At 43.1% G+C, this 19,750-nt stretch carries 19 protein-coding genes; 4 read left to right on the top strand and 15 right to left on the bottom strand.

All coding sequences use genetic code 11. The features are described from left to right. Positions 1–170: 170 nt before the first annotated feature. From P2G54_RS06460 to P2G54_RS06420, 9 genes are all read right to left on the bottom strand, one after another. Positions 171–1,277: a DUF5009 domain-containing protein gene (locus P2G54_RS06460; RefSeq protein ID WP_275869363.1), complete on the bottom strand. Its 1,107-nt coding sequence runs from the start codon at positions 1,275–1,277 to the stop codon at positions 171–173. 112 nt (positions 1,278–1,389) lie between these two features. Continuing rightward, positions 1,390–2,049, bottom strand: a complete 660-nt coding sequence (locus tag P2G54_RS06455) for a hemolysin III family protein (protein WP_275869361.1) — start codon at positions 2,047–2,049, stop codon at positions 1,390–1,392. Next, the gene (locus P2G54_RS06450) at positions 2,046–2,888 is read right to left on the bottom strand and encodes a sulfurtransferase (protein ID WP_275869359.1); all 843 of its coding nucleotides are present in this window, start codon (positions 2,886–2,888) and stop codon (positions 2,046–2,048) included. Before P2G54_RS06450 ends, P2G54_RS06455 begins: the two co-directional genes overlap by 4 nt. 140 nt (positions 2,889–3,028) lie before the next feature. Continuing rightward, positions 3,029–3,625 carry a DUF2911 domain-containing protein gene (locus tag P2G54_RS06445; protein WP_275869357.1) on the bottom strand — a complete coding sequence of 199 codons (597 nt, stop codon included), beginning with the start codon at positions 3,623–3,625 and terminating at the stop codon, positions 3,029–3,031. 55 nt (positions 3,626–3,680) lie between these two features. After that, a complete protein-coding gene (locus P2G54_RS06440; protein ID WP_275869355.1) occupies positions 3,681–4,346 on the bottom strand; it encodes a hypothetical protein in 666 nt (221 codons plus the stop codon). A 139-nt stretch (positions 4,347–4,485) separates the two neighbouring features. Further along, entirely contained in the window at positions 4,486–5,313 is an 828-nt protein-coding gene (locus tag P2G54_RS06435) for a sugar phosphate isomerase/epimerase (protein WP_275869353.1), read from the bottom strand. A 140-nt stretch (positions 5,314–5,453) separates the two neighbouring features. Continuing rightward, positions 5,454–5,978: an FKBP-type peptidyl-prolyl cis-trans isomerase gene (locus tag P2G54_RS06430; RefSeq protein WP_275869350.1), complete on the bottom strand. Its 525-nt coding sequence runs from the start codon at positions 5,976–5,978 to the stop codon at positions 5,454–5,456. Between the two features lie 11 nt (positions 5,979–5,989). Continuing rightward, complete coding sequence (locus P2G54_RS06425; RefSeq protein ID WP_275869348.1) at positions 5,990–6,709, bottom strand: class I SAM-dependent methyltransferase; 720 nt, start codon at positions 6,707–6,709, stop codon at positions 5,990–5,992. Beyond that, on the bottom strand, positions 6,690–9,110 hold the full coding sequence (locus P2G54_RS06420; protein ID WP_275869346.1) for a YfhO family protein: 2,421 nt from the start codon (positions 9,108–9,110) through the stop codon (positions 6,690–6,692). Before P2G54_RS06420 ends, P2G54_RS06425 begins: the two co-directional genes overlap by 20 nt. Positions 9,111–9,259: 149 nt before the next feature. Between P2G54_RS06420 and ffh the strand changes: the two genes are divergently transcribed. The 3 genes from ffh (at position 9,260) to P2G54_RS06405 (ending at position 11,535) form a co-directional block, all read left to right on the top strand. Continuing rightward, positions 9,260–10,597, top strand: coding sequence for a signal recognition particle protein (ffh, locus tag P2G54_RS06415; RefSeq protein ID WP_275869344.1), 1,338 nt, complete (start codon positions 9,260–9,262; stop codon positions 10,595–10,597). A 211-nt stretch (positions 10,598–10,808) separates the two neighbouring features. Next, positions 10,809–11,162: a hypothetical protein gene (locus P2G54_RS06410; protein WP_275869342.1), complete on the top strand. Its 354-nt coding sequence runs from the start codon at positions 10,809–10,811 to the stop codon at positions 11,160–11,162. Between the two features lie 238 nt (positions 11,163–11,400). Beyond that, entirely contained in the window at positions 11,401–11,535 is a 135-nt protein-coding gene (locus P2G54_RS06405; protein ID WP_275869340.1) for a hypothetical protein, read from the top strand. Between the two features lie 110 nt (positions 11,536–11,645). Here P2G54_RS06405 and P2G54_RS06400 read toward each other — a convergent pair whose 3' ends face one another. Genes P2G54_RS06400 through P2G54_RS06390 form a run of 3 tightly spaced genes read right to left on the bottom strand, consistent with a single transcriptional unit; the run spans position 11,646 to position 13,991 of the window. Next, complete coding sequence (locus P2G54_RS06400; RefSeq protein ID WP_275869338.1) at positions 11,646–12,122, bottom strand: nucleoside deaminase; 477 nt, start codon at positions 12,120–12,122, stop codon at positions 11,646–11,648. Positions 12,123–12,168: 46 nt separating this feature from the next. After that, positions 12,169–12,912, bottom strand: a complete 744-nt coding sequence (locus tag P2G54_RS06395; RefSeq protein WP_275869336.1) for a LytTR family DNA-binding domain-containing protein — start codon at positions 12,910–12,912, stop codon at positions 12,169–12,171. Then, positions 12,909–13,991, bottom strand: coding sequence for a sensor histidine kinase (locus P2G54_RS06390; RefSeq protein ID WP_275869334.1), 1,083 nt, complete (start codon positions 13,989–13,991; stop codon positions 12,909–12,911). The genes P2G54_RS06395 and P2G54_RS06390 overlap by 4 nt, the downstream gene beginning before the upstream one ends. A 100-nt stretch (positions 13,992–14,091) precedes the next feature. Between P2G54_RS06390 and P2G54_RS06385 the strand changes: the two genes are divergently transcribed. Beyond that, entirely contained in the window at positions 14,092–16,761 is a 2,670-nt protein-coding gene (locus P2G54_RS06385; protein ID WP_275869332.1) for a TonB-dependent receptor, read from the top strand. A gap of 138 nt (positions 16,762–16,899) precedes the next feature. Here the strand turns inward: P2G54_RS06385 and P2G54_RS06380 are convergent, their stop codons facing one another. From P2G54_RS06380 to P2G54_RS06370, 3 genes are all read right to left on the bottom strand, one after another. Then, positions 16,900–17,880: a pyruvate dehydrogenase complex E1 component subunit beta gene (locus tag P2G54_RS06380; protein WP_275869330.1), complete on the bottom strand. Its 981-nt coding sequence runs from the start codon at positions 17,878–17,880 to the stop codon at positions 16,900–16,902. A gap of 85 nt (positions 17,881–17,965) precedes the next feature. Then, a complete protein-coding gene (locus tag P2G54_RS06375; RefSeq protein ID WP_275869328.1) occupies positions 17,966–19,336 on the bottom strand; it encodes an NAD-dependent succinate-semialdehyde dehydrogenase in 1,371 nt (456 codons plus the stop codon). After that, positions 19,329–19,730 carry a rhodanese-like domain-containing protein gene (locus tag P2G54_RS06370; RefSeq protein ID WP_275869327.1) on the bottom strand — a complete coding sequence of 134 codons (402 nt, stop codon included), beginning with the start codon at positions 19,728–19,730 and terminating at the stop codon, positions 19,329–19,331. The genes P2G54_RS06375 and P2G54_RS06370 overlap by 8 nt, the downstream gene beginning before the upstream one ends. Positions 19,731–19,750: the final 20 nt, after the last annotated feature.

Here is a 19,750-nt window from a genome sequence, read left to right as displayed (position 1 = left end):
GCTTCCAGAATGATTTATAAATGGCTGGTTCCAATTGGAGAACCTTTAACTCTTCTGGAGGAACCTGTCAGAAAAAAGTACTGGAAAATATACCTTTGGATTACTTTAGGCCCTTTGGTCTTATTTTTCTTATTGATTTTTTGTTTTCATTTTCCATTTTGAAAGAACTCTTATATCCTAAAGAAAATCCCTTTTCTATAGAGGAAGTAACAAAGTCCCCACATGGCTCCCAGGGTTGCAAATGCGGTAATCAAAGCAAGGCCGTGTTCTCCGAATCCCATCCAGCTTAAAAAGCCGGTAGTAAAGATTTCAAGAAACTGAAATAGCCAGCGGTGTCCCAGAACTTCGGCAAAGAGGTAAATAAAGATGGAGTTCATTCCTACGATCAGGAATATAAAGATTCCTTTTCTTCGGTTTTTGATATCTACCCACCAGTAGAAAAAGGCCAGAGAAAGTAATGCCAATCCACCGGATGCAAAGACAAATGCCGTGGTGCTGATTCTTTTGATAATAGGCGTGATTCCTGCCCAATCCAGCCCATAACCCAGTACCAAGCCAATGATTCCCGCAAATGCGATTGTTTTGATTTTTTCTGAGGGAGCTTTGGCCGAAAGCAGCAAGTTGCCACAGATCGCCCCCCAAATAGTATGGGCTGCGGTAGGGATGGCATTGATAGCTACCCAACCACCGCGGTTGATCTTACCCATCAAAAGTTGGTCGGTATAGTTGCCAAAATTGGTTCCATGCTCAAAAGGAACTTCGGGATTGTAGACCCGATAGAGGATTTCAGTTAAAGCTAATAGGGCAAGGGAAACTCCCAGTTGAATTTTCCAAGGCTGTCTCAAAAGAAAATAGGTCACTAGAATGGTAAAGGACAGCTGGGTCAAGACATTCCAGAGTTCGAATACCAGTTTTCCCGAATACACACAATGCAGACCGGTACCAAAGAGAAATAGGAATAAACAACGCTTCAGAATGTGTAAGGTGACTTTGCTTCTGTCCTCACTGAGTGCCAATCTCTTGTTCAGGGAAAAAGGCATAGCCACTCCTACAATAAACATGAAGAATGGCTGTATCAAGTCCCAAAATCGGAGTCCGTTCCATTCATGATGGGTAAACTGAAGGAAAAATCCATGGCCTGTAACTCCTTCGGGGAAAATTTCCAGAAAAGCATCGTATATCAAAGAGGCTTCTGCTGCAAGGAGAAACATCGTGAGTCCACGGTACACGTCAAGTGACACCAATCTTTGGGTGGGTTGGGGTGACTGTAAATTCATAGAGCGGGTTTTGGGTTCGTTCCAATATAGAAAATCCCCTCTAATGCCGGAATAAAATTTTACCAGTGGATACTAGTTCCTATTGGAAAGAAAGAAAAGTGGCAATAAACAATCAATTGGACACCAATTGATATACTGCCACGAAATGGGCTGCAGTTCCTCCTAAAACAAATACATGCCAAATGGTATGGAAAAAGGGTCTGTTGCTTTTAACATAGAAAAAGACACCCAAGGTATAACTCAAACCTCCTGCACCAATCCAAATGAGAGTTTCAAGAGGAATTTTTTCCACCAAATCATTAAAAAACAGGACCGCCAGCCATCCCATGGTAAGGTAGATGATCACAGATAGCGTTTTGAATTTTCCGGTGAAAAAGAGTTTGAAAAAAGTTCCGATTAAAACCGAAACCCAAATAATGGAAAGAAAGAGGAGGGCTTTTTCTGTATTCAGGATTGCCAGAACCATGGGAGTATACGAACCTGCAATTAAAAAGTAAATGGAAACGTGATCCATGATCTGCAGTCTGTCTTTTTTCCTTGAATCTTTTGCAGCATGATAGGCTGTAGAAAAGCCATACACCATCAAAATTCCCATACTAAAGGCAATCGCGCCAATGAGAAACTTGCTGTCCTCCTGTTCCCAAGCTTTTAAAATCAGAAAGGGAATTCCAATAATTCCCAAAACCAAGCCTAATCCATGGGAAAGTGCATTGGCTCGTTCCTCAGAAGGAGATTGTACTCTTTTTCCAGCTGTTTTTCCCGATCGGGTCATACACTTTTGCCAATGGGTTTGTCATTTCGGCTCCATTCGCTCCAAGACCCAACGTACAATTTTGGAATGCCCAAGCCTGCATAATCAAGTGCAAGTAAGGTATGGCATGCAGAAACCCCAGATCCGCAGTGGACAATGATATGTTCATTGGAGCGCTCTCCAAACACCTCTGTATATTTCTTTGCAATTTCTTCGGGAGCTTGAAATTTCCCATTTGCGTCCATATTGCTATTGAGGGGGATATTGATAGCTCCCGGAATATGCCCTGCCACCAAGTCTATGGGTTCCTGCTCTCCTCGATACCTTTCCGGAGATCTGACATCGATCAATAGATAATCCTTGTCCTTTGAAATCCGCTCCACTTCTTCCATGGAAGCAATGCCCAATTCCCAGGCTTTACCTGGATAGGAAGGCGCCTCTTCGTTGGAGTCTGTTCCGGATTCTACAGGGATTCCGGCTGTTATTCCGGCTTGGATTCCCCCTTCTAAAACCTGAACCTGTTGGTGACCAAAGGCTTTTAACATCCACCACATTCGGGCAGCTGAATTTGCACCATTTTGGTCATCGTAAATCACCACATGGCTTTCCGGCGTGATTCCCAGTTTTCCCAGAACAGAACAGAAATCAGGCACAGACGGCAAAGGATGTCTTCCTCCATCGGCTAAATTCTCCTTGATATTTGCCAAATCCTCATTTGGATCCACAAATCTGGCTCCCTGTAAATGCCCTTTGGAAAAAGTTGATTTTGGATCCGGAGTGTTTCTGGCATCTACTAGAATTAGATTTGCTTGACCGATTTGTGCAGCGAGCTGCTCTGCTGAGATGATAGGTGAATTCATTTTTTTTAAGAAACTGGCAAAGCTGAAATTTAGGGAATAATCTAGGATGGTGCTTGAATAGGAATAAAAAAACCTGTAGGCTTATTGCCTACAGGTTAGAATTAAGAAGTTTGAAAAGACTTCTCCTTTCTTACTCAATCTTAAAATTGGCTCTTAAACTGTTCCATTTTTTGATCAACCTGAGTGTCGACCATAAAGGAAACAGCTGTGTTTTCCCATGCCAGGGTTACCTTGGCTACCTTGTTGTTTTCGGCAGAAATCATGTATTGTAGTCGCTCTGTTGGTCCCATAGCGGATGGATTGGCTTTGACAGCTACAGCATCATCCGCAGCAAGGGCTGACTCATCGATTTTACCATCTTTCATGTAGGCATAGATGCTTTCTGCTTTTTTATTGAGGTGAATTGTCCATTCTCCTGTTGCAGCTGGTGTCACGAAAATGGAGTATTTCCCAGCAGGAAGGTTTTTTCCACCTACACTTACCCCTGTGCTAAATTCGATAACAGTTTGGGCGTTTGCACCTGCTCTCCAGGTTTCCCCATATTTTACCAGTTCTCCAAAGACTTTCCTTCCTTTTACTGCAGGAGAGGAATAATCAATGCTGATTTTGGTAAAGCCAACTACCTGGGAAACATGGGCCGCAGGGCTCATTGCTGGTTGCTGCAACTGTGCAAAGGCTGAAAATGAGGTGGCAATCAAACAGATGATCGCCAAAAAGAAGAACTTGTTGTTGTTCATTGGTTTTTGGATTTAATGTTTTTCAGAAAGCTAACTAAAAAAACTGAGGCTTGTTTTATAGCCCGTTCGCTTTTAGATAATCACTTACCAAGGTATCGAAATCAGGCAGGTTTTTATCCTCATAGATTTGGATGAACTGGTTGAACTGCATGTATCCATAGATATAGGGGTTGCTGGATACCTTATCGTAGTTTTCATTGAAGTATTGCTCAATGGTCATACCTTTCGGAACCGGGTCAGGGAGAATGCTAATAATATGTTGGGCAAAGGCATAACAGGCATTCAGGTCGGAATCTTCCAGATGTTTTCTCCACCAGGATAGCCCTACTTGGTTGGCAAAAAACTCGTTTTTGTAAGAACCCTTCTCGTCTCCTTTAGCGAAGAACTGAAGGCCATGACCTAATTCATGTGGAAGGTAAAATCCATTGAAAAACAATCCAAAGAGCCTTTTCCCTTCTTCTGGAGAACCTCCCATCTGGTTGAAGAAACCCACTGAGTCGGAAGAAAGCTGATCCCAAAAGGGCAAATTGACGGTCTTGGTAGCTGGGTCAAAAAACACCAGAGCAGGAGTGGTGTTGATGATCACCTGCACGTCAAATTTCAGATTGGGCTGGATCAAATGGATGTCGGCAATGTACTGATTGGTGATCTGGGTCCCGTCATTGACCAGAGCATTTTGATCTTCGTAAGTAGAAAACCAGGAAGAGGGAATAGGATTCATATGTATAGAGTTTAAAAATGAATGGGTAAAAATTTCATCAGTAAAATAAAAAGAATTTGAAACAGTTTAGTCCTGTTAAAGTCAAATGCTAAAAGCTTTGAAAAGTAAAGGCCCACCAATTTAAGTGGGCCTTTGCTCTTTATTTTTTCAGTTCTTTTTGGATAAATGCGACACTCCTAGGAATCTGAGTTACTGAACGGCTGCTTTCGTCCTCGATTACCAGATAGCTTGTGCCTTGTTTTTTGGCTTCTGCAATCAGTCCTGCAATATCAATGTCGCCTGTTCCCAATACAACGTTGGTTTCTACATCTCCATGACCATTAGCAGAACCGGGAGTTCCTTTCTTTCGGTCTTTCAGATGGAGCTGGGGGAATTTTCCGGGATATTTTTTCATAATGGCCAATGGATCTCCTCCACCCATTTTTACCCAATAGACATCCATATTGAAGGCGAAATTTCGGGCATTATCAAGCATGTAATCCATCACGGTTCCTTCGCCAGCTTCTGCAAATTCATAGCCATGTGGATGGTAGGTCAAGGTAATCCCTTCCTTTGCCAGCATTTCTCCTGTTTTGTTGAAAAGTTCTGTAGCGGCTTTGATTTCCTCCAAAGAGATAGGACCGTCAGTATGAGGGATCCAATAGCAGGTTGCGAATTTGGCCCCGTATTTTTTTGCTTCGCTGATGATTTGTGAAGGGTCGGATTTCAGGACATTGTAATCCGCTCCAACTCCCACAATTCTAAGTTTGTTGTCAGCCAACAGCTTTTGGTATTCGGAATCACTCATCCCGTAGTTGCCACCACCTTCCAGAGCTGAAATACCCCATTTGGAAATCAGCTGATGGTACTTGACTGGGTCGACTTTCATTTCATTCCGAAGGGAATACAGTTGCAGAGCAACTTCCTGGGCGCTGAGGCTTAAAGGGAGCATTAATGCCAGCACCATCCAAAGGCTTTTCATTTTCATAAGAGGTTGATTTTGGGTGAGTTCTAAGCTATGGAAAAATGCTTGGATATAAAAGGGAGGTGACTTGGTTTTCCGCCATTTCCATCAGGCAAAAAAAAAGTGCATGAAATCCATGCACTTTAAATTAGAGGTTGTTCCGATTAGTCGTGAGCACCATGTTCGCCATGAACATGACCATGTGAAAGTTCGTCTTGGGTAGCTTCACGGACTTCTATGATTGTCCCTTCAAAGTGAAGGTCAAATCCCACCAAGGGGTGATTGAAGTCGAGTAGAAGGTTTTCTCCCAGGTCTTTCAGTACCTTGGCCTGCATGGAATATCCATTTTCATCTACCAAAGGAAGAAATTCTCCTTCTTTGATCATGTCTTCTGTAAATCCTCTTTCCTTGGAAAACTGATCTTTGGGAAGGGTGATGATCAGTTCATCGTCTGGTTCTCCATAAGCTTCTTCTTTGGTCAGGGAAAAGGTAAATTCATCCCCTTCCTTTTTTCCGTCGAGCAGTTCTTCAAACTTTTCGGGAAGACCACTTTGGCCAAATAGGAAGTAAAATGGGTCGTCTTCATCCCGGATTTCCACACTGAATGGCACCGATTCGATTTCGTCTTGGATTTTGCTGACTTTGAGTTCGTAGGTCAGTCCCACGACTGCATTTTCCTGAATTTTCATTAGTAGGATAGTTAATTGATGATGCCATGTTTCAGGCGTATGCTGATTCTTTCTTTCAAAATCTCCCATTTGCTTCTTGCTGTTGATTTCTGGAGAGGTTTTGCAGCCCGAAATACAAAGTACTGATAGTCCTTTTCCTCAAAGAAAATGGCGTAGGTTTCCATTTTTTCCAGGAAAAAACCATTGTTGGTTAGGCCTTTGATCAGGTCTCCGGAATCTAGAGGTTGGTCTATGACCTGCAGTTTCTCCGGTTCGTTTTCAATCATCCACTGCAGATATCGAGGTGCAGGAATATGAATGAAGACTACCGAATCCTGATGGGAATGCTTTTGGATTTTTTGGAAAAGTGCCTGATGTTGATCCACTGGGATATGTTCCAATACATCTGGAAACACAAAAAAGTCAAACTTCAGTTCCCCTTTGTCGAAATCAGACATATCAGAAACCTCAAATTTCAGGTTCTTCTGATCCTTCCATAATATCCTTGCCTTTTCTATACTTTCAGGAGAGATGTCCACCGCGAGAACTTCTCCTTTTTTTACCTGTCCGGCAAGCAAATGGGAGACAGTGCCGATTCCACAGCCGACTTCCAATACCCGATGGTGAGCTTGAAGCCCAGCTTCCATCACCTTGTCCAAGATACTAAGGTGACGAGAATTGATACCGGTCTTTTCCTGTTTCTCTGCAAATTGATCGTAGAAACTGACGACTTTATCCTTGGGATCTTCCATTTTCTTTTTTCAGGGTAAAAAACACACCTCCAATTAAGGCTACCAGAATCAGGTACTGGAAAATTACCATTGGGGTTTTGGTGGCTGTGTAGCTTGTTGGTGCAAAGGTGAATTGTATTTCGTGATTTCCTGCCGGAATTTCCAGTCCTCTCAACAGATAGTCTACTCTCAAAATTGGACTTTCTATCCCATCTATGGTAGCTGTCCAGCCTTTGGGATAATGAATCTCAGAGAAGACAGCCAGTCCCCCTTTTGCCATTTCGGCTTGGTATTTCAACTCATTGGGTTGATAGGAAAGAAGTTGGATCTGACCAGATCCCGCTTCTACTGAATTAAACTCTTCCTGATTAAGGGTTGCCTGGTTTTTAGTGTCCAGATTGGCAAGTAGATCCATTTCTTCCTGATTGGATGAAACTTCCAGAATCTCTGAAGGAACCCATGCCGGCCCATTAGCCTCCGGGTTCTCAAAGACTGAATTGGCGTCCTTGCCAGCAATCAGATATTTGGTATTGAGCATATTTATCACCCCAATTCCTGCCCAGTCAAAATTCCCCTCCTGAGCTTTCCCGATGAAATCCTGGAGTTCCTGCTGAAGGCTGTGATCAAGGAGGTCCTGATAGCGTCTTAGTTTGGCTCCATGATATCCACCCAAACTATGGAAACGATAGCTGGTTCTGGCTCCCTGTGTCAGGGATTCTGTAAGACTTAAAACCCGGAAATAGCCAGAGTCCTGTGCGATTTCTTTTTCCGCAGGAGTTTCCGCAAAAAACTGGCGGTTTGGATTGCCCTGAAAGGAGTCTTCATTCAGGTAGTGTCTGTTAATGGTCCAGAGATCCAGAGAAATCAGAGCCAGTAGAAGTATTCCCAAAATGCGGTCAGAGATTTTTCCAATCAGGCTGGCATAGATCAATCCTACTGATGTGGCGAGAAATGCAAAGCTTTTCCAAGCTGAGGACTGAAGCATGGACTTTCGGTCAGCCTGTAGAGCATTGGCAAGCCAGTCGGGCAGATTAGTGTCCATTGGGGCTTCAAATCTGAAAAAGGCTCCAGATGCGACTGCCAAAATCAATAGCAGCCCTCCTACAATCCCTCCTGCCATATACAGGGGCTTTAGGTCTCCCTTACTTATTAGCCTTTCCAAGGAAATCATCCCCAAAACGGGTATGGCAAAAAGGGTCATGCCCAATGCCATGGAGACTGCTCTGAACTTATTGTATCCGGGTAAAATGTCGAAGAGGAGGTAGTTGAACCAGGAAAGGTTTTTACCCCAGCTTAGCATGAGGGAAAATAGGATGATGGCACCGAAGGTATACAGGCTTTCCTTGGGTGCAGCCCAGATTCCCAATATTGCCAAAAACACCAGGATCACCCCTCCATAAATCGGTCCACCTGTGAAAGGTTGGTCTCCCCAATAGGTAGGAGCTGCCTGAACAAATCCACTGGTTTGTGCAGGGTCAATTCCATTGCTTCGCAGCGCTTTTTCGGATGCAGATCCTTCGGGCAAGGGAGTTTGGCTTCCTCCTCCATAGAAGTCTGGAACCAATAGGGTTAAGGTTTCCAGTTTGCCATTGGACCAGCTGAATGCATAATCCTTGTCTAAACCTGCAGATTCTGTTTCAAGGTTTGCCTTGCCTCGGGTGGAGTAGGCACTGTATTCCAAAGCGGTGGCCAATCTCCCCAAATTTCCTCCCACAGCGAGGATGGCTCCCAAGATCAAAAAGGCAAAGGTTTTCCCCAATTCCGCTAGGCTATCTTTTTTCCAGTCGGAAATGATTCTTCCTAGTACATAAATCAGGGAGGTGAGTAGGGTATAATAAGTGATTTGTAGGTGGTTGAATTTCAGTTGGAGTAATAAGCCCAAGGCCAAAAGTGCGGCTCCCAAAATTCTTTTTCTTTCGAAGGCCAAATGAATACCTGCAATGATCAAAGGGATAAGGCAGACTGCCCAGATTTTGGCATTGTGCCCTGCTTCCAAGCTTAGCAGATTGTAGGTGTTGAAGGAAAAGGCAATGGCACCCCCAATTGAAAATACCGGCCTCACCCCAAAGCTGAGCAGAAGAATATACATCCCCAGCATGCCCATAAATAAACCGTTGACCGGATGGGGAAGACCCAGGGTCAGAACTTTGACCAAAGCATTGGTCAGGTCTCCGGGAAACTCCATGCTGATGAAATAGGCCGGCATACCTCCAAACATGGAATTGGTCCAGAGAGCTTCTTCCCCTGTGTTTTCACGGAAATCCATCACTTCCTTGGCCGATCCTTCCCATTGAAGAATGTCACTTTGAAAGATTACTTTACCGTCAAATACAAGAGGGGAGAAATAAAAAACGATCAATAAATAGAAGACCACTATACCAATCAGGTGGGGTAGTATTTCCTTTTTAAAATCCAGCTGCATGAAAGGCGATTTTTCTCAGTTAAAATGAATGGGCGCAAATTAGGAATTTAAAGCCAAATCGCTGTGTTATTAGTGCTGTAATAGGAAGGATTCAGGTTTCCATACCTGATGAAATTCATTACTTTTGCACCAAATAGTAGATAAATCGAATGTTTGATAATTTAAGTCTCAAGCTGGATCGGGCTTTCAAAACCCTGAAAGGAACCGGGAAAATCACCGAAATCAACGTTGCAACCACGGTCAAGGAAATCAGAAGAGCCCTGATCGATGCTGACGTTAACTATAAAGTAGCCAAAGAGGTCACCGATAAGATCAAGAATGAGGCGATGGGAAGAGATGTATTGATCTCTGTTTCCCCAGGTCAGTTGTTGGTGAAGATCACCCAGGAAGAGTTGACCAAACTCATGGGGGGCACCAAGGTGGATATCAAACTCTCTGGAGACCCGGCTGTAATTTTGATCTCCGGTTTGCAGGGTTCCGGTAAGACCACTTTCACAGGGAAATTGGGAGCCTTCCTCAAAAAACAGGGTAGACAGGTTCTCTTGGTTGCCTGTGATATCTATCGTCCTGCTGCGATCGACCAGTTGAAGATACTGGGCGAGCAGATCGGAGTGGAGGTCTATGCCGAGCCGGAAAATAAAAACGCTATAGAAATCGCCAACAACGCGATTGCCTATGCCAAAAAGACTGGAAAGAAAACCGTCATCGTCGATACCGCGGGTCGTTTGGCAGTGGATGAGCAGATGATGAATGAGATTGAGGCTTTGAAAAAGGCTCTGAATCCATCCGAAACGCTCTTTGTAGTAGACTCCATGACCGGTCAGGATGCGGTGAATACTGCCAAGACCTTTGATGAGCGACTGAATTTTGACGGGGTGGTTTTGACCAAGTTGGACGGTGATACCCGTGGTGGTGCTGCCATTTCCATCCGACACGTAGTCAATAAGCCGATCAAGTTTATCTCCACCGGAGAGAAGATGGAAAACCTGGATGTGTTCCATCCGGATCGTATGGCTCAACGAATCCTCGGAATGGGTGACGTGATCTCCTTGGTGGAGCGTGCTCAACAGTCCTTTGACGAGGAGGAAGCCAAGCGAATCAATGCAAAAATCCGTCAGAACAACTTCAATTTTGACGACTTCCTGTCCCAATTGGAGCAGGTGAAGAAGATGGGAAATATCAAGGACTTGATGGGAATGATCCCAGGAATGGGAAAAGCCATGAAAGGTTTGGATATTGACGATGATTCCTTCAAACCAATCGAGGCTATCATTCGTAGCATGACTCCTCTTGAGCGTGAAAATCCTGATGTGATTGACGGAAGCAGAAGAAAGCGAATTGCTGCTGGATCCGGTAGAAATATCACGGAGGTAAACAATTTGATGAAGCAGTTTGCCGATATGCGCAAACTGATGAAGCAGATGAATAAAATGGGCGGAGCAAAGGCCGCAATGAGCCGAATGATGCCTGGAATGGGCAGAAGGTGATTTGAATGATGAATTGAAAATTAGGAATGAGGAATTCCGGATAAAAAAGAAACCCGATCAGAGATGGTCGGGTTTTTTTGGATCAAAAGTGGATTTTTCTTGAAATCCTGAGGTTGTTTTAAAATTCCATTTATTTTTAGTTGAAGAGTTCTTTCCTTTTTGTATTTATTTTGTTACCTCTTTAGATTTCAGAATGATGAATTTGGTGTTTTTGGTTTTCTCCTTTTTCTGTTTTTCTAGTGAAGTACAGCCATCTATAGTTGGAGTATGGATCAATGAAAAAGATCCAAAATTGACATGGGAATTTAATGCCTCTGGTCAGTTAATTGAAAAATATGGAGAAGAATTCCAAGCCTTACCTAGAACTCCTAGTACCTATCAAATATTAGATTATTCCCAAAGCTGTTCTAAATACAGTACAGATTCAAGTGATCAGAAGTATTTAAAAATAACTGATCCTGAATTGGGATCTTTCTGTTACTATTTGGAGACCTTATCCGACGAAGTTTTGGTGATTATGAAAGCTGGTACCGGAAAGATGTTGATTTTCAATAGGCAAAATTGATTAGAAGAGGGATATGACTCAGAAAAGAAATAGCCGCCTTACCCTAATAAGTTTCCTTTTGGTTTTACAGCTTACCACGTCCTGTTTATCCAGTACAGGTTTCAAATGCCAAGAAATTGATATTAGTGAGCAATATTATCTTGATTCTATTTCAAGTGGTTTGGAAATGAATGATGGAATTTATTCTGCTTCAATTCGATTGCAAGGGTTTGTTGAGAATGACATTCAGTTAAACCGAATGCCTATTTCAGCGGGTGCAGTTGACACCTTGATCAATAATCAAGATCAGTATGGAACTCAGTTTATTTATGAAATATTTAATGAATCTGAAGGACAGGTAGAACTTGAAATCTGCGTCAGCTTTTCCCATTAGTATAGGATGCGAGTAAAAGCCGAAATGAGCCGAATGATCAATCAAAAATCAGGAATGAGGAATTCCGGATAAAAATGAAACCCGATCAGAGAGGATCGGGTTTTTTGATTTTAATAAAGAGTTTTATCCTCTAAGTTTTTCCAGATTTCGAATACTTTTTGTGCTTCCTCCCGCATCATAGTCAGCATGGGGATTTTTCGATCAGATGGATTCAACTCGATTTCCCGGTATATAAACTCATCGTCAAAACCTGCATCGGCAGCATCTTCCTTGGTTCCTGCATAAAAAACCCGGGCAGGCCTCGCCCAGAAAATAGCTCCCAAACACATGGGGCAGGGTTCGCAAGAGGCATAGATCTCACAGTTATCCAATTGGAAATTTCCCAAAGTTTTGCAGGCTTCCCGGATCGCTACCACTTCGGCATGGGCTGTGGGATCATTGGTTTTCAATACATTATTGCAGCCTTTACCTATGACTTTTCCATCTTTTACAATCACACAGCCAAAAGGTCCTCCCTTTCCGGCTTCCATCCCCTCTTTTCCAAGGTCTATGGCCATTTGCATGAAGTGTTTTTGCATATCAGTCATAATCAAAAATACTAAACAGTCCTTGTTCTGCCTACTGCCAACTGTCTCAATTCATCCAGCGACTCATAAACTCCAAAAAGGCTTCTTTGTAATTGTCACCCACGGCGATTTGGTGGTTGCCAATATGGATGATGTTTTTGGAAACTGAATCAATGTGATCCAAGGCCACGATGAAAGAGCGGTGAACCCGCATGAATTTGGAAGCGGGCAGAAGTTCCTCCATGTTTTTCAAACTGGTCAGGGAAAGCAGGGGATTAGGTTTGGATTGCAGATGGACCTTCACGTAATCCTTATAGGCTTCTACGTGCGTGATATCCTTTAGCATCACTTTGACGAGTTGGTACTCTACCTTGAGGAAAATGTACTCAGGCTCTTTTTCTTCTACCACTCTGGTCACGCTTGTGGGTTGGCTTTGCTTCTCAAAGTAATTGTACGCTTTGGTAGCTGCATTGAGGAACTCTTCGTAACTGTAGGGTTTGAGCAAGTAGTCGAGTGCATCCACCTTATAGCCTTCCACAGCAAATTGATGATATGCGGTGGCAAATACGATCCGTGGTTTGACTTCGTTCTTTTTCCCGTCCAGAACTCTGGCCAATTCCATTCCTGAAAGGTCGGGCATCTGAATGTCCATGAAGATCAATTGAACTTCATGTTGGTTGACAAAACTCAGGGCTTCTATGGCGTTGGAAAATTTACCGATAAGCTCCAAGAATGCGGTTTGCTCTATGTATTTGCAGACTAAATCCAAAGCCAAAGGCTCATCATCTACTGCAATGCATTTGAGTTTCATGCGAGGTTGATGGTCAGGTTTACGTAATATTCCTGATTGTCTTCATCTTTCCCAAATTTCAGCTTGTGTTTATTGGGATATAAAAGGCTCAGCCTTCTTTGAGTGTTGACCAAGCCTATACCACTTTCCTTTGCTTCAGGGCTGTCCCTGTTTACAGGGAATATCTGGTTTCGGGTTTCGAAAAACAAAGTGTTTCCGATGATTTCCAGCTTGATATGAATGGTACTTTCTTTTTGGGAACTGATTCCATGCTTGAAGCAATTTTCCAAAAAGGGTAAAATCAGCATGGGCGCTATGATTTGGTTTTCCTTGGGGTCATCGAGTTGAATGTCCAATTTGACTTTTTCAGTCATTCGCATTTTCATCAACTCAATGTAGTCTCGTATAAAGTCCACTTCCTTGCTTAGCAATGTGGCCTCCTTGAGATTTTCGTACAGCACATACCGCATCATTCGGGACAACTTCAAAAGAGCTTCCTGTGCCTTTTTTATGTCCAGATTGGTGAGTGAGTAGATGTTGTTGAGGGTGTTGAAAAAGAAATGGGGGTTGATCTGGGCTTTCAGGTAAGAAAGTTCCGTATTGATCCGCTGCTTTTCCAGTTCCTGACGGGCTATATCATCCTTTTGCCATTTCTGAACGAGGGCTGCTGAAGTACTGAGTCCAATTGACACTACGTAAAGTAGCATTTGAAACACATCGCCAGGGATCCATCTTCTTTTGGGGTCGAAAGGTCTGTCTGGGCTGAAGGTTTCATGCATGCGTCTGCCATACTGGATCAGCTGCTCGAAATAGATCACCGCAAAATAAAAAAACACCGCTCCGACTAAAATTAGGAGCAGATAATAGTAGCTGTTTCCCTTGAGCAGAATCTTTGGTACGATGATACTGGCATTCGAATAAAAGACCGTAATCAGGAAGGCAACAAGAAAGAGCTGTTTTGCCCAGTATTCTAAAGGCACCTCGATTTCTCCCATTCTCCAGGAAAGAGGAGAAAGAAGGAGAAGAACAATGCAGAGCATCACCCATCCTAGAATATGTACCAGGATCGAGAGATTTTTTTTGGGGCTGATTGTGGACATGCGATTGATTTTCAGAAGCAAGCTAATACAAAGTCTGCTCTGCTTTCAAGTTAAATCTACGAATTCTGCTTTTTCCCCGTCAAATAGCCAATTCCAGCAGATGAATCCTGATTTCTCTCTCTTGCAGGCATTGGTCTATCAGAATTGGGAGTTTGTCGATGAAACTGAGGGAGTGGTCTATTACAAAAAATATTGCCAAACCAAGAGCTTTGTTTTGCTGTATCTATTGGCAGACAGCCCAACATTTGAAAACCAAATCATGAAAAAACTACTCAATTTTCTCATTTTATTTACCAGCCTTGGATTCTTGGGTGCACAAGCTCAAGAGGTAGATAGCCAGCCTGCAAGGATTGTAGGTGTGGCAAAAGATTCCAAGTCGGGAGAGCCTGTGGGTTATGTGACAGCAGCCTTGTTCAAGGCTGGGTCTGAGACAAGCATAGCCGGAGCAGTCGCCGACGGAGACGGGAAATTTTTTATTACAGGTTTTGAACCCGGAGAATATTCCCTTCAGGTTTCCTTTATAGGATTTGAAACTTTGACCGTGGAAGGTATCAAGATCACATCTTCTACCGGAGATACTAATCTGGGTGACCTGATGCTATCCGATGAAGGAGTTGCTCTGGAAGAAGTGACCGTACAGGGTCAGCGTGAACTCATTGAGGAACGTGTGGACAGAACCATCTATAAGGCAGAAAACGACCGGACCACCGCAGGGGGTGATGCTACCGATGTTTTGAGACGGGTTCCCATGCTTTCCGTTGATTTGGATGGCAACGTTTCCATGAGAGGTAGCTCCAATATTACTGTATTGATCGATAACAGACCTTCTGCGATTGCAGCGAGCAGCATCACGGATGCTTTGAGACAAATTCCTGCTGACCAGATTAAAGAGGTAGAAGTGATTACCTCTCCCTCTGCAAGATTTGATGCAGAAGGTACCTCAGGGGTAATCAATATTGTGACCAAGAAAAACAACCTTCAGGGTTTGACTTTGAATATCAACAGTGGTGCTGGGCTTAGAGGGTCCAACTTGGGGTTGAACGGAAGTGCCAGAATCGGAAAATTCGGGTTCTCTTTAGGAGGGTTTGGTCGTTCAGGATATAATATCCTGGGACGCTTTGAAAACGAGCAGCAGCTGTTGAATCCTAACGGAAATCAAACCACCATTACCCAAAAAGCAGATACTGAAAGAAGAGATTTGTTTGGCAGATACAACTTCGGTGTGGATTACGAAATTGACAAATTCAATTTCATCACCGGTGCGGTAAACTTTGGCCTGAGGAATTTCCAAAACTGGCAGAATAACTTCTTGAGTCAGACATTTAGCGGAGGAAACCTGGTGAATACAGCCATGAGAGAAACCAATAGCAAAAATGACGGGAACTCCGTGGATGTGAGTTTGAATTACACCAGAACCTACGAGAAAAAAGGAAAGGAGTTAAGCTTGCTGACTCTGTATACTAGAGATACTAGAAACAGCTCCTTTGTCAATACCTTATTCAATGATGATTTTCAGACCATCGATTCCAAATTGAGAAATGAAAACCCAAGTAAGAACGAGGAATTTACAGTTCAATTGGATTTTGTAAATCCATTGGGAAAGAATGGAACCCAAATTTTGGAATACGGGGCGAAGAATATCCTGAGAAAGGCTTATTCTGACTTTGCCTACTTCCAGGCAGAAGGTGCCAATGGGCCATTTGTAGAATTGCAGGACCCAACGTTGAGCAATGAGTTCAGCTATGATCAGAATGTGACTGCAGGATACACTTCTCTTACTTTCAACTTATTGAAAAACTACACCTTGAAGACAGGCTTGCGTTACGAATACACAACTATCAATGCCGATTTTGCCAATGAGTTAACTGCGGAGATTCCTTCTTATGGAACTTTGGTGCCTAGCTTGAATGCAAGCCGTAAACTGAAAAACGGCAACATGATCAAGGCTGCCTATAACCGCAGAATTCAGCGTCCTTCCTTGAGATTCCTTAATCCTAACATCGAGGCCTCCAATCCACTCCAAGTGACTCAGGGTAATCCAGTATTGGATCCTGAAATGACTGATAATTACGAGTTGGGCTATAGTACCTTTATGGGAGGAACTATGTTGAATTTCACCGGATTCTATAGAAATACTACAGGTTCAATCCAATCTGTAAGAACTGTAAGAGACGGAGGGATCATTTACACCACTTTTGAAAACATTGGACAAGAGCAAGCGGTAGGTACCAACATCTTTACCAATATCAATATCAACAACAAGTTCTCTTTGAACGGTGGATTTGACCTTTACTATGCAATGCTAGACAATGGCTTGACCGATCCATTGTATGCTGCTAAAAATGAGGGTTGGGTACTTTCAGGAAGAATGTTTGGGAATTATACTCTCCCCAAAAACTGGCAGATTCAATTGTTTACGTTTGCAAGAGGAAGAAGAGTGCAGCTTCAGGGAACCAGCGGTGGATTTGCTATGTATGGTTTGAATTTCAACAAGCAGTTCAAGGAAAAAAGAGGTTCAATTGGATTTGGAGCAGAAAACTTCCTGATGAAAGAGTTCGTTGTCAAAAATGAAACGATTACTCCAACGATCATTCAGAACAGCACCAGTGCCATGCGTAACATGAACTTCAAGGTCAACTTCAGTTACAGAATCGGAAAGATGAGCCTGAATGACCGTCCAAGAAGAAGAAAGTCAGTGAATAATGATGACTTGAAAGGTGGAGAAGATGGCGGAGGCGGCGAAGGCGGAATGGTTCAAAACAATCGCTAATCAATAAGACAAAAAGTCTTTGATTCATCAAAGACTTTTGTCCTTTCCTTTTGGGAATAATTTAGAACAGTAATAACAGATAGGTTGGGTAACAAAAAACCCGGCTCTTTTAGAGTCGGGTTTTTTTTTGTTTGATGATTATTGTCTGTAAGTAACTTTTTTGATTGCTTCTACGGTCCGCTTCACATTTGGAATGGTAGCCTCAATATAAGTAGGAGCGTAGCTCAAAGGCACATCCATGGAGTTAACTCTGATGACAGGAGAATCTAAATAATCGAATGCATATCTCTGGAAGTGATAGGTCAGCTCGGAAGAGATTGCAGCCAATGGGTTTGCCTCTTCGACAATTACCACCCTGTTGGTCTTTTTAACTGATTCGAGACAGGTTGCATAGTCAATAGGCCTTACGGTTCTCAAATCAATTACCTCGCAATCAATTCCTTCTTTAGCCATTTCCTCTGCGGCTTCCAAAGCCACCTTCATCATTTTACCAAAAGAGATAACAGTTACGTCTTTTCCTTTTCTTTTGATATCAGCTACTCCGATTGGAAGCAAGTATTCAGACTCAGGAACTTCCCCTTTGTCGCTGTACATCAATTCGGATTCCATGAAAATCACTGGATCTGGATCACGTACTGCGGCTTTCAAAAGGCCTTTTGCATCGTATGGATTAGATGGGACAATTACTTTCAATCCTGGGGTATTGGCAAACCAGTTTTCAAAGTTGGAAGAGTGGGTGGCGCCCAGCTGTCCTGCATTACCGGTAGGACCACGGAATACGATAGGAACGGAATAAGCCCCACCTGACATGGCATACATCTTTGCGGCTGAGTTGATGATCTGATCGATCGCAACCAGCGAAAAGTTGAATGTCATAAATTCAATGATGGGTCTGAGGCCGTTCATGGCAGCGCCTACACCCAGTCCCGCAAAACCAAGTTCAGCGATTGGGGTATCATATACACGATCCGGACCAAACTCGTCCAGCATTCCTTGTGATACCTTATAGGCTCCATTATATTCAGCTACTTCTTCACCCATCAAAAAGACGTTTTTGTCACGTCTCATTTCTTCGGACATTGCCTCTCTCAGGGCTTCTCGAAATTGTATTTCTCTCATTAGTTCAAGACAAAATTTTGGCTCGTAAAAATAGAAAGGAATCGGGCAATTGCAAAAAGAGGCTGATTGTTTCTCCTATCTTATCTTATCCCAGATAGACGGTTTTGGTGTTGACAAACTCTAAAATGCCATATCTGCTTAATTCTCTGCCATATCCGGATTTTTTGATCCCGCCAAATGGCAAATGAGGATTGGAGGCTACCATGGAATTTATAAACACGGCGCCGCTTTCTATATTGGCAGCAGCTATTTCTGCCTTTATGGGATCCTTTGTCCAAACCGAGGCCCCCAGACCGAATTCGGTTGCATTGGCGAGTTGAATGGTTTCTTCCAGATCAACAGCCTTAAAGACAATGGCTACCGGGCCAAATAGTTCTTCAGAAAAAGCCGGTGAGTCGACAGGAATATCAGTCAAAATGGTCGGTGAAAATTGTGCACTTCCACTCTTTGGTTTTTCTCCTCCCAAATAGACACGGGCTCCCATTTTCACGGATTTGCTGATTTGTCCGTATAGTTCTTCTGCTAAATCTGCTCTTGCCATGCAGGCAAAATCACTGTCTTCACTTAAGGGTTCACCAAATTTTAAGTTCTGGATTTTCTCTTTGAATCGTTTCAAAAACTCCTCATAAACTGGCTCTTCTACAATAAATCGTTTCGCAGCTATGCAGCTCTGTCCAAAATTGATCATTCGGGCTTTGACAGCCGTTTCGACAGCGATTTCCAAATCTGCATCCTTCAATACTATAAATGGATCACTTCCACCCAGTTCAAGTAGGGATTTTTTGATATGCTTACCGGCAGCTGAGGCAACAGCAGCTCCCGCTTTTTCGCTTCCGGTCAAAGTGACGGCCTGAATTCTGTCGTCGGCAATGATTTTCTGGGTAGTTGTAGAATCAATCAGTAGGCTCTGAAATACTCCTTTTGGAAATCCAGCTTTGGTGAAAACTTCCTCAATTGCCAAAGCACATTCAGGTACATTGGAAGCATGTTTGAGCAGTCCTACGTTTCCAGCCATAAGTGTAGGGGCAGCAAAACGGAAAACCTGCCAAAAAGGGAAATTCCAGGGCATGACTGCCAGTATCGTTCCTAAAGGCTGGAAGATTACTTTGGCCTTTTTTTCCTCGGGTAAAACAATTTGCTCCTCCTTCAAAAAGTCTGTTGCGTTTTCTGCATAATAATCACAAACCCAGGCACATTTTTCAACTTCGGAAATAGCTTCCCGAATCACTTTTCCCATTTCCAGAGAAATGATTTTGGCATAATGGGTTTTGTTTTTTCGGAGTACTTCGGCTGCGTTTTTCATCTGCTTGCTCCGCTCGGACAGAGTCGTTTTTCTCCAATTAAAAAAAGCGTCCGAAGCGGTTGCCACTTTGGCTTCCAGTTCGGACTCAGTCAATGGATTATATTCTTTTAATAATTTCCCGTTAAATGGGTCGATGGATTTGATTTTACTCATCTTCTATGGGTTTTCCACTTTCTTTCCATGCGGTGATTCCGCCGTCCAGCATGTAAACTTTTTTGAAGCCTGCGGCCTTCATTGCTGCGCCTGCTTTGGCGGTTCTTTTTCCACTGCGGCAGTAGATCAGGTAGGTTTTGTTTTTGTCCAATGCTGCAATTTTAGTGCTGAATGATTCATCTAAAAAATCCAAATTGGTTGCGCCCTTCAAATGTCCTTCAGACATTTCCTCCGGAGTTCGGATGTCAAGGAGTATATTTTTGTGCTTTTGAGTCATTTTTTGAAATTTCTCTACCCCTACAACTGTTGCAGAATCAGTGGATTGTGCCTGGGAAACTGCTGAAAAAGCAGCCAGCATCAAAAGGGTTAGGAATAGGGTTTTTAGGTTTTTCATGAAATTTTATTTGAAGTTTT

Source organism: Algoriphagus sp. CAU 1675, assembly GCF_029222925.1.
Lineage (GTDB): Bacteria > Bacteroidota > Bacteroidia > Cytophagales > Cyclobacteriaceae > Algoriphagus.
This window is presented reverse-complemented; position numbering and strand designations above follow the sequence as displayed.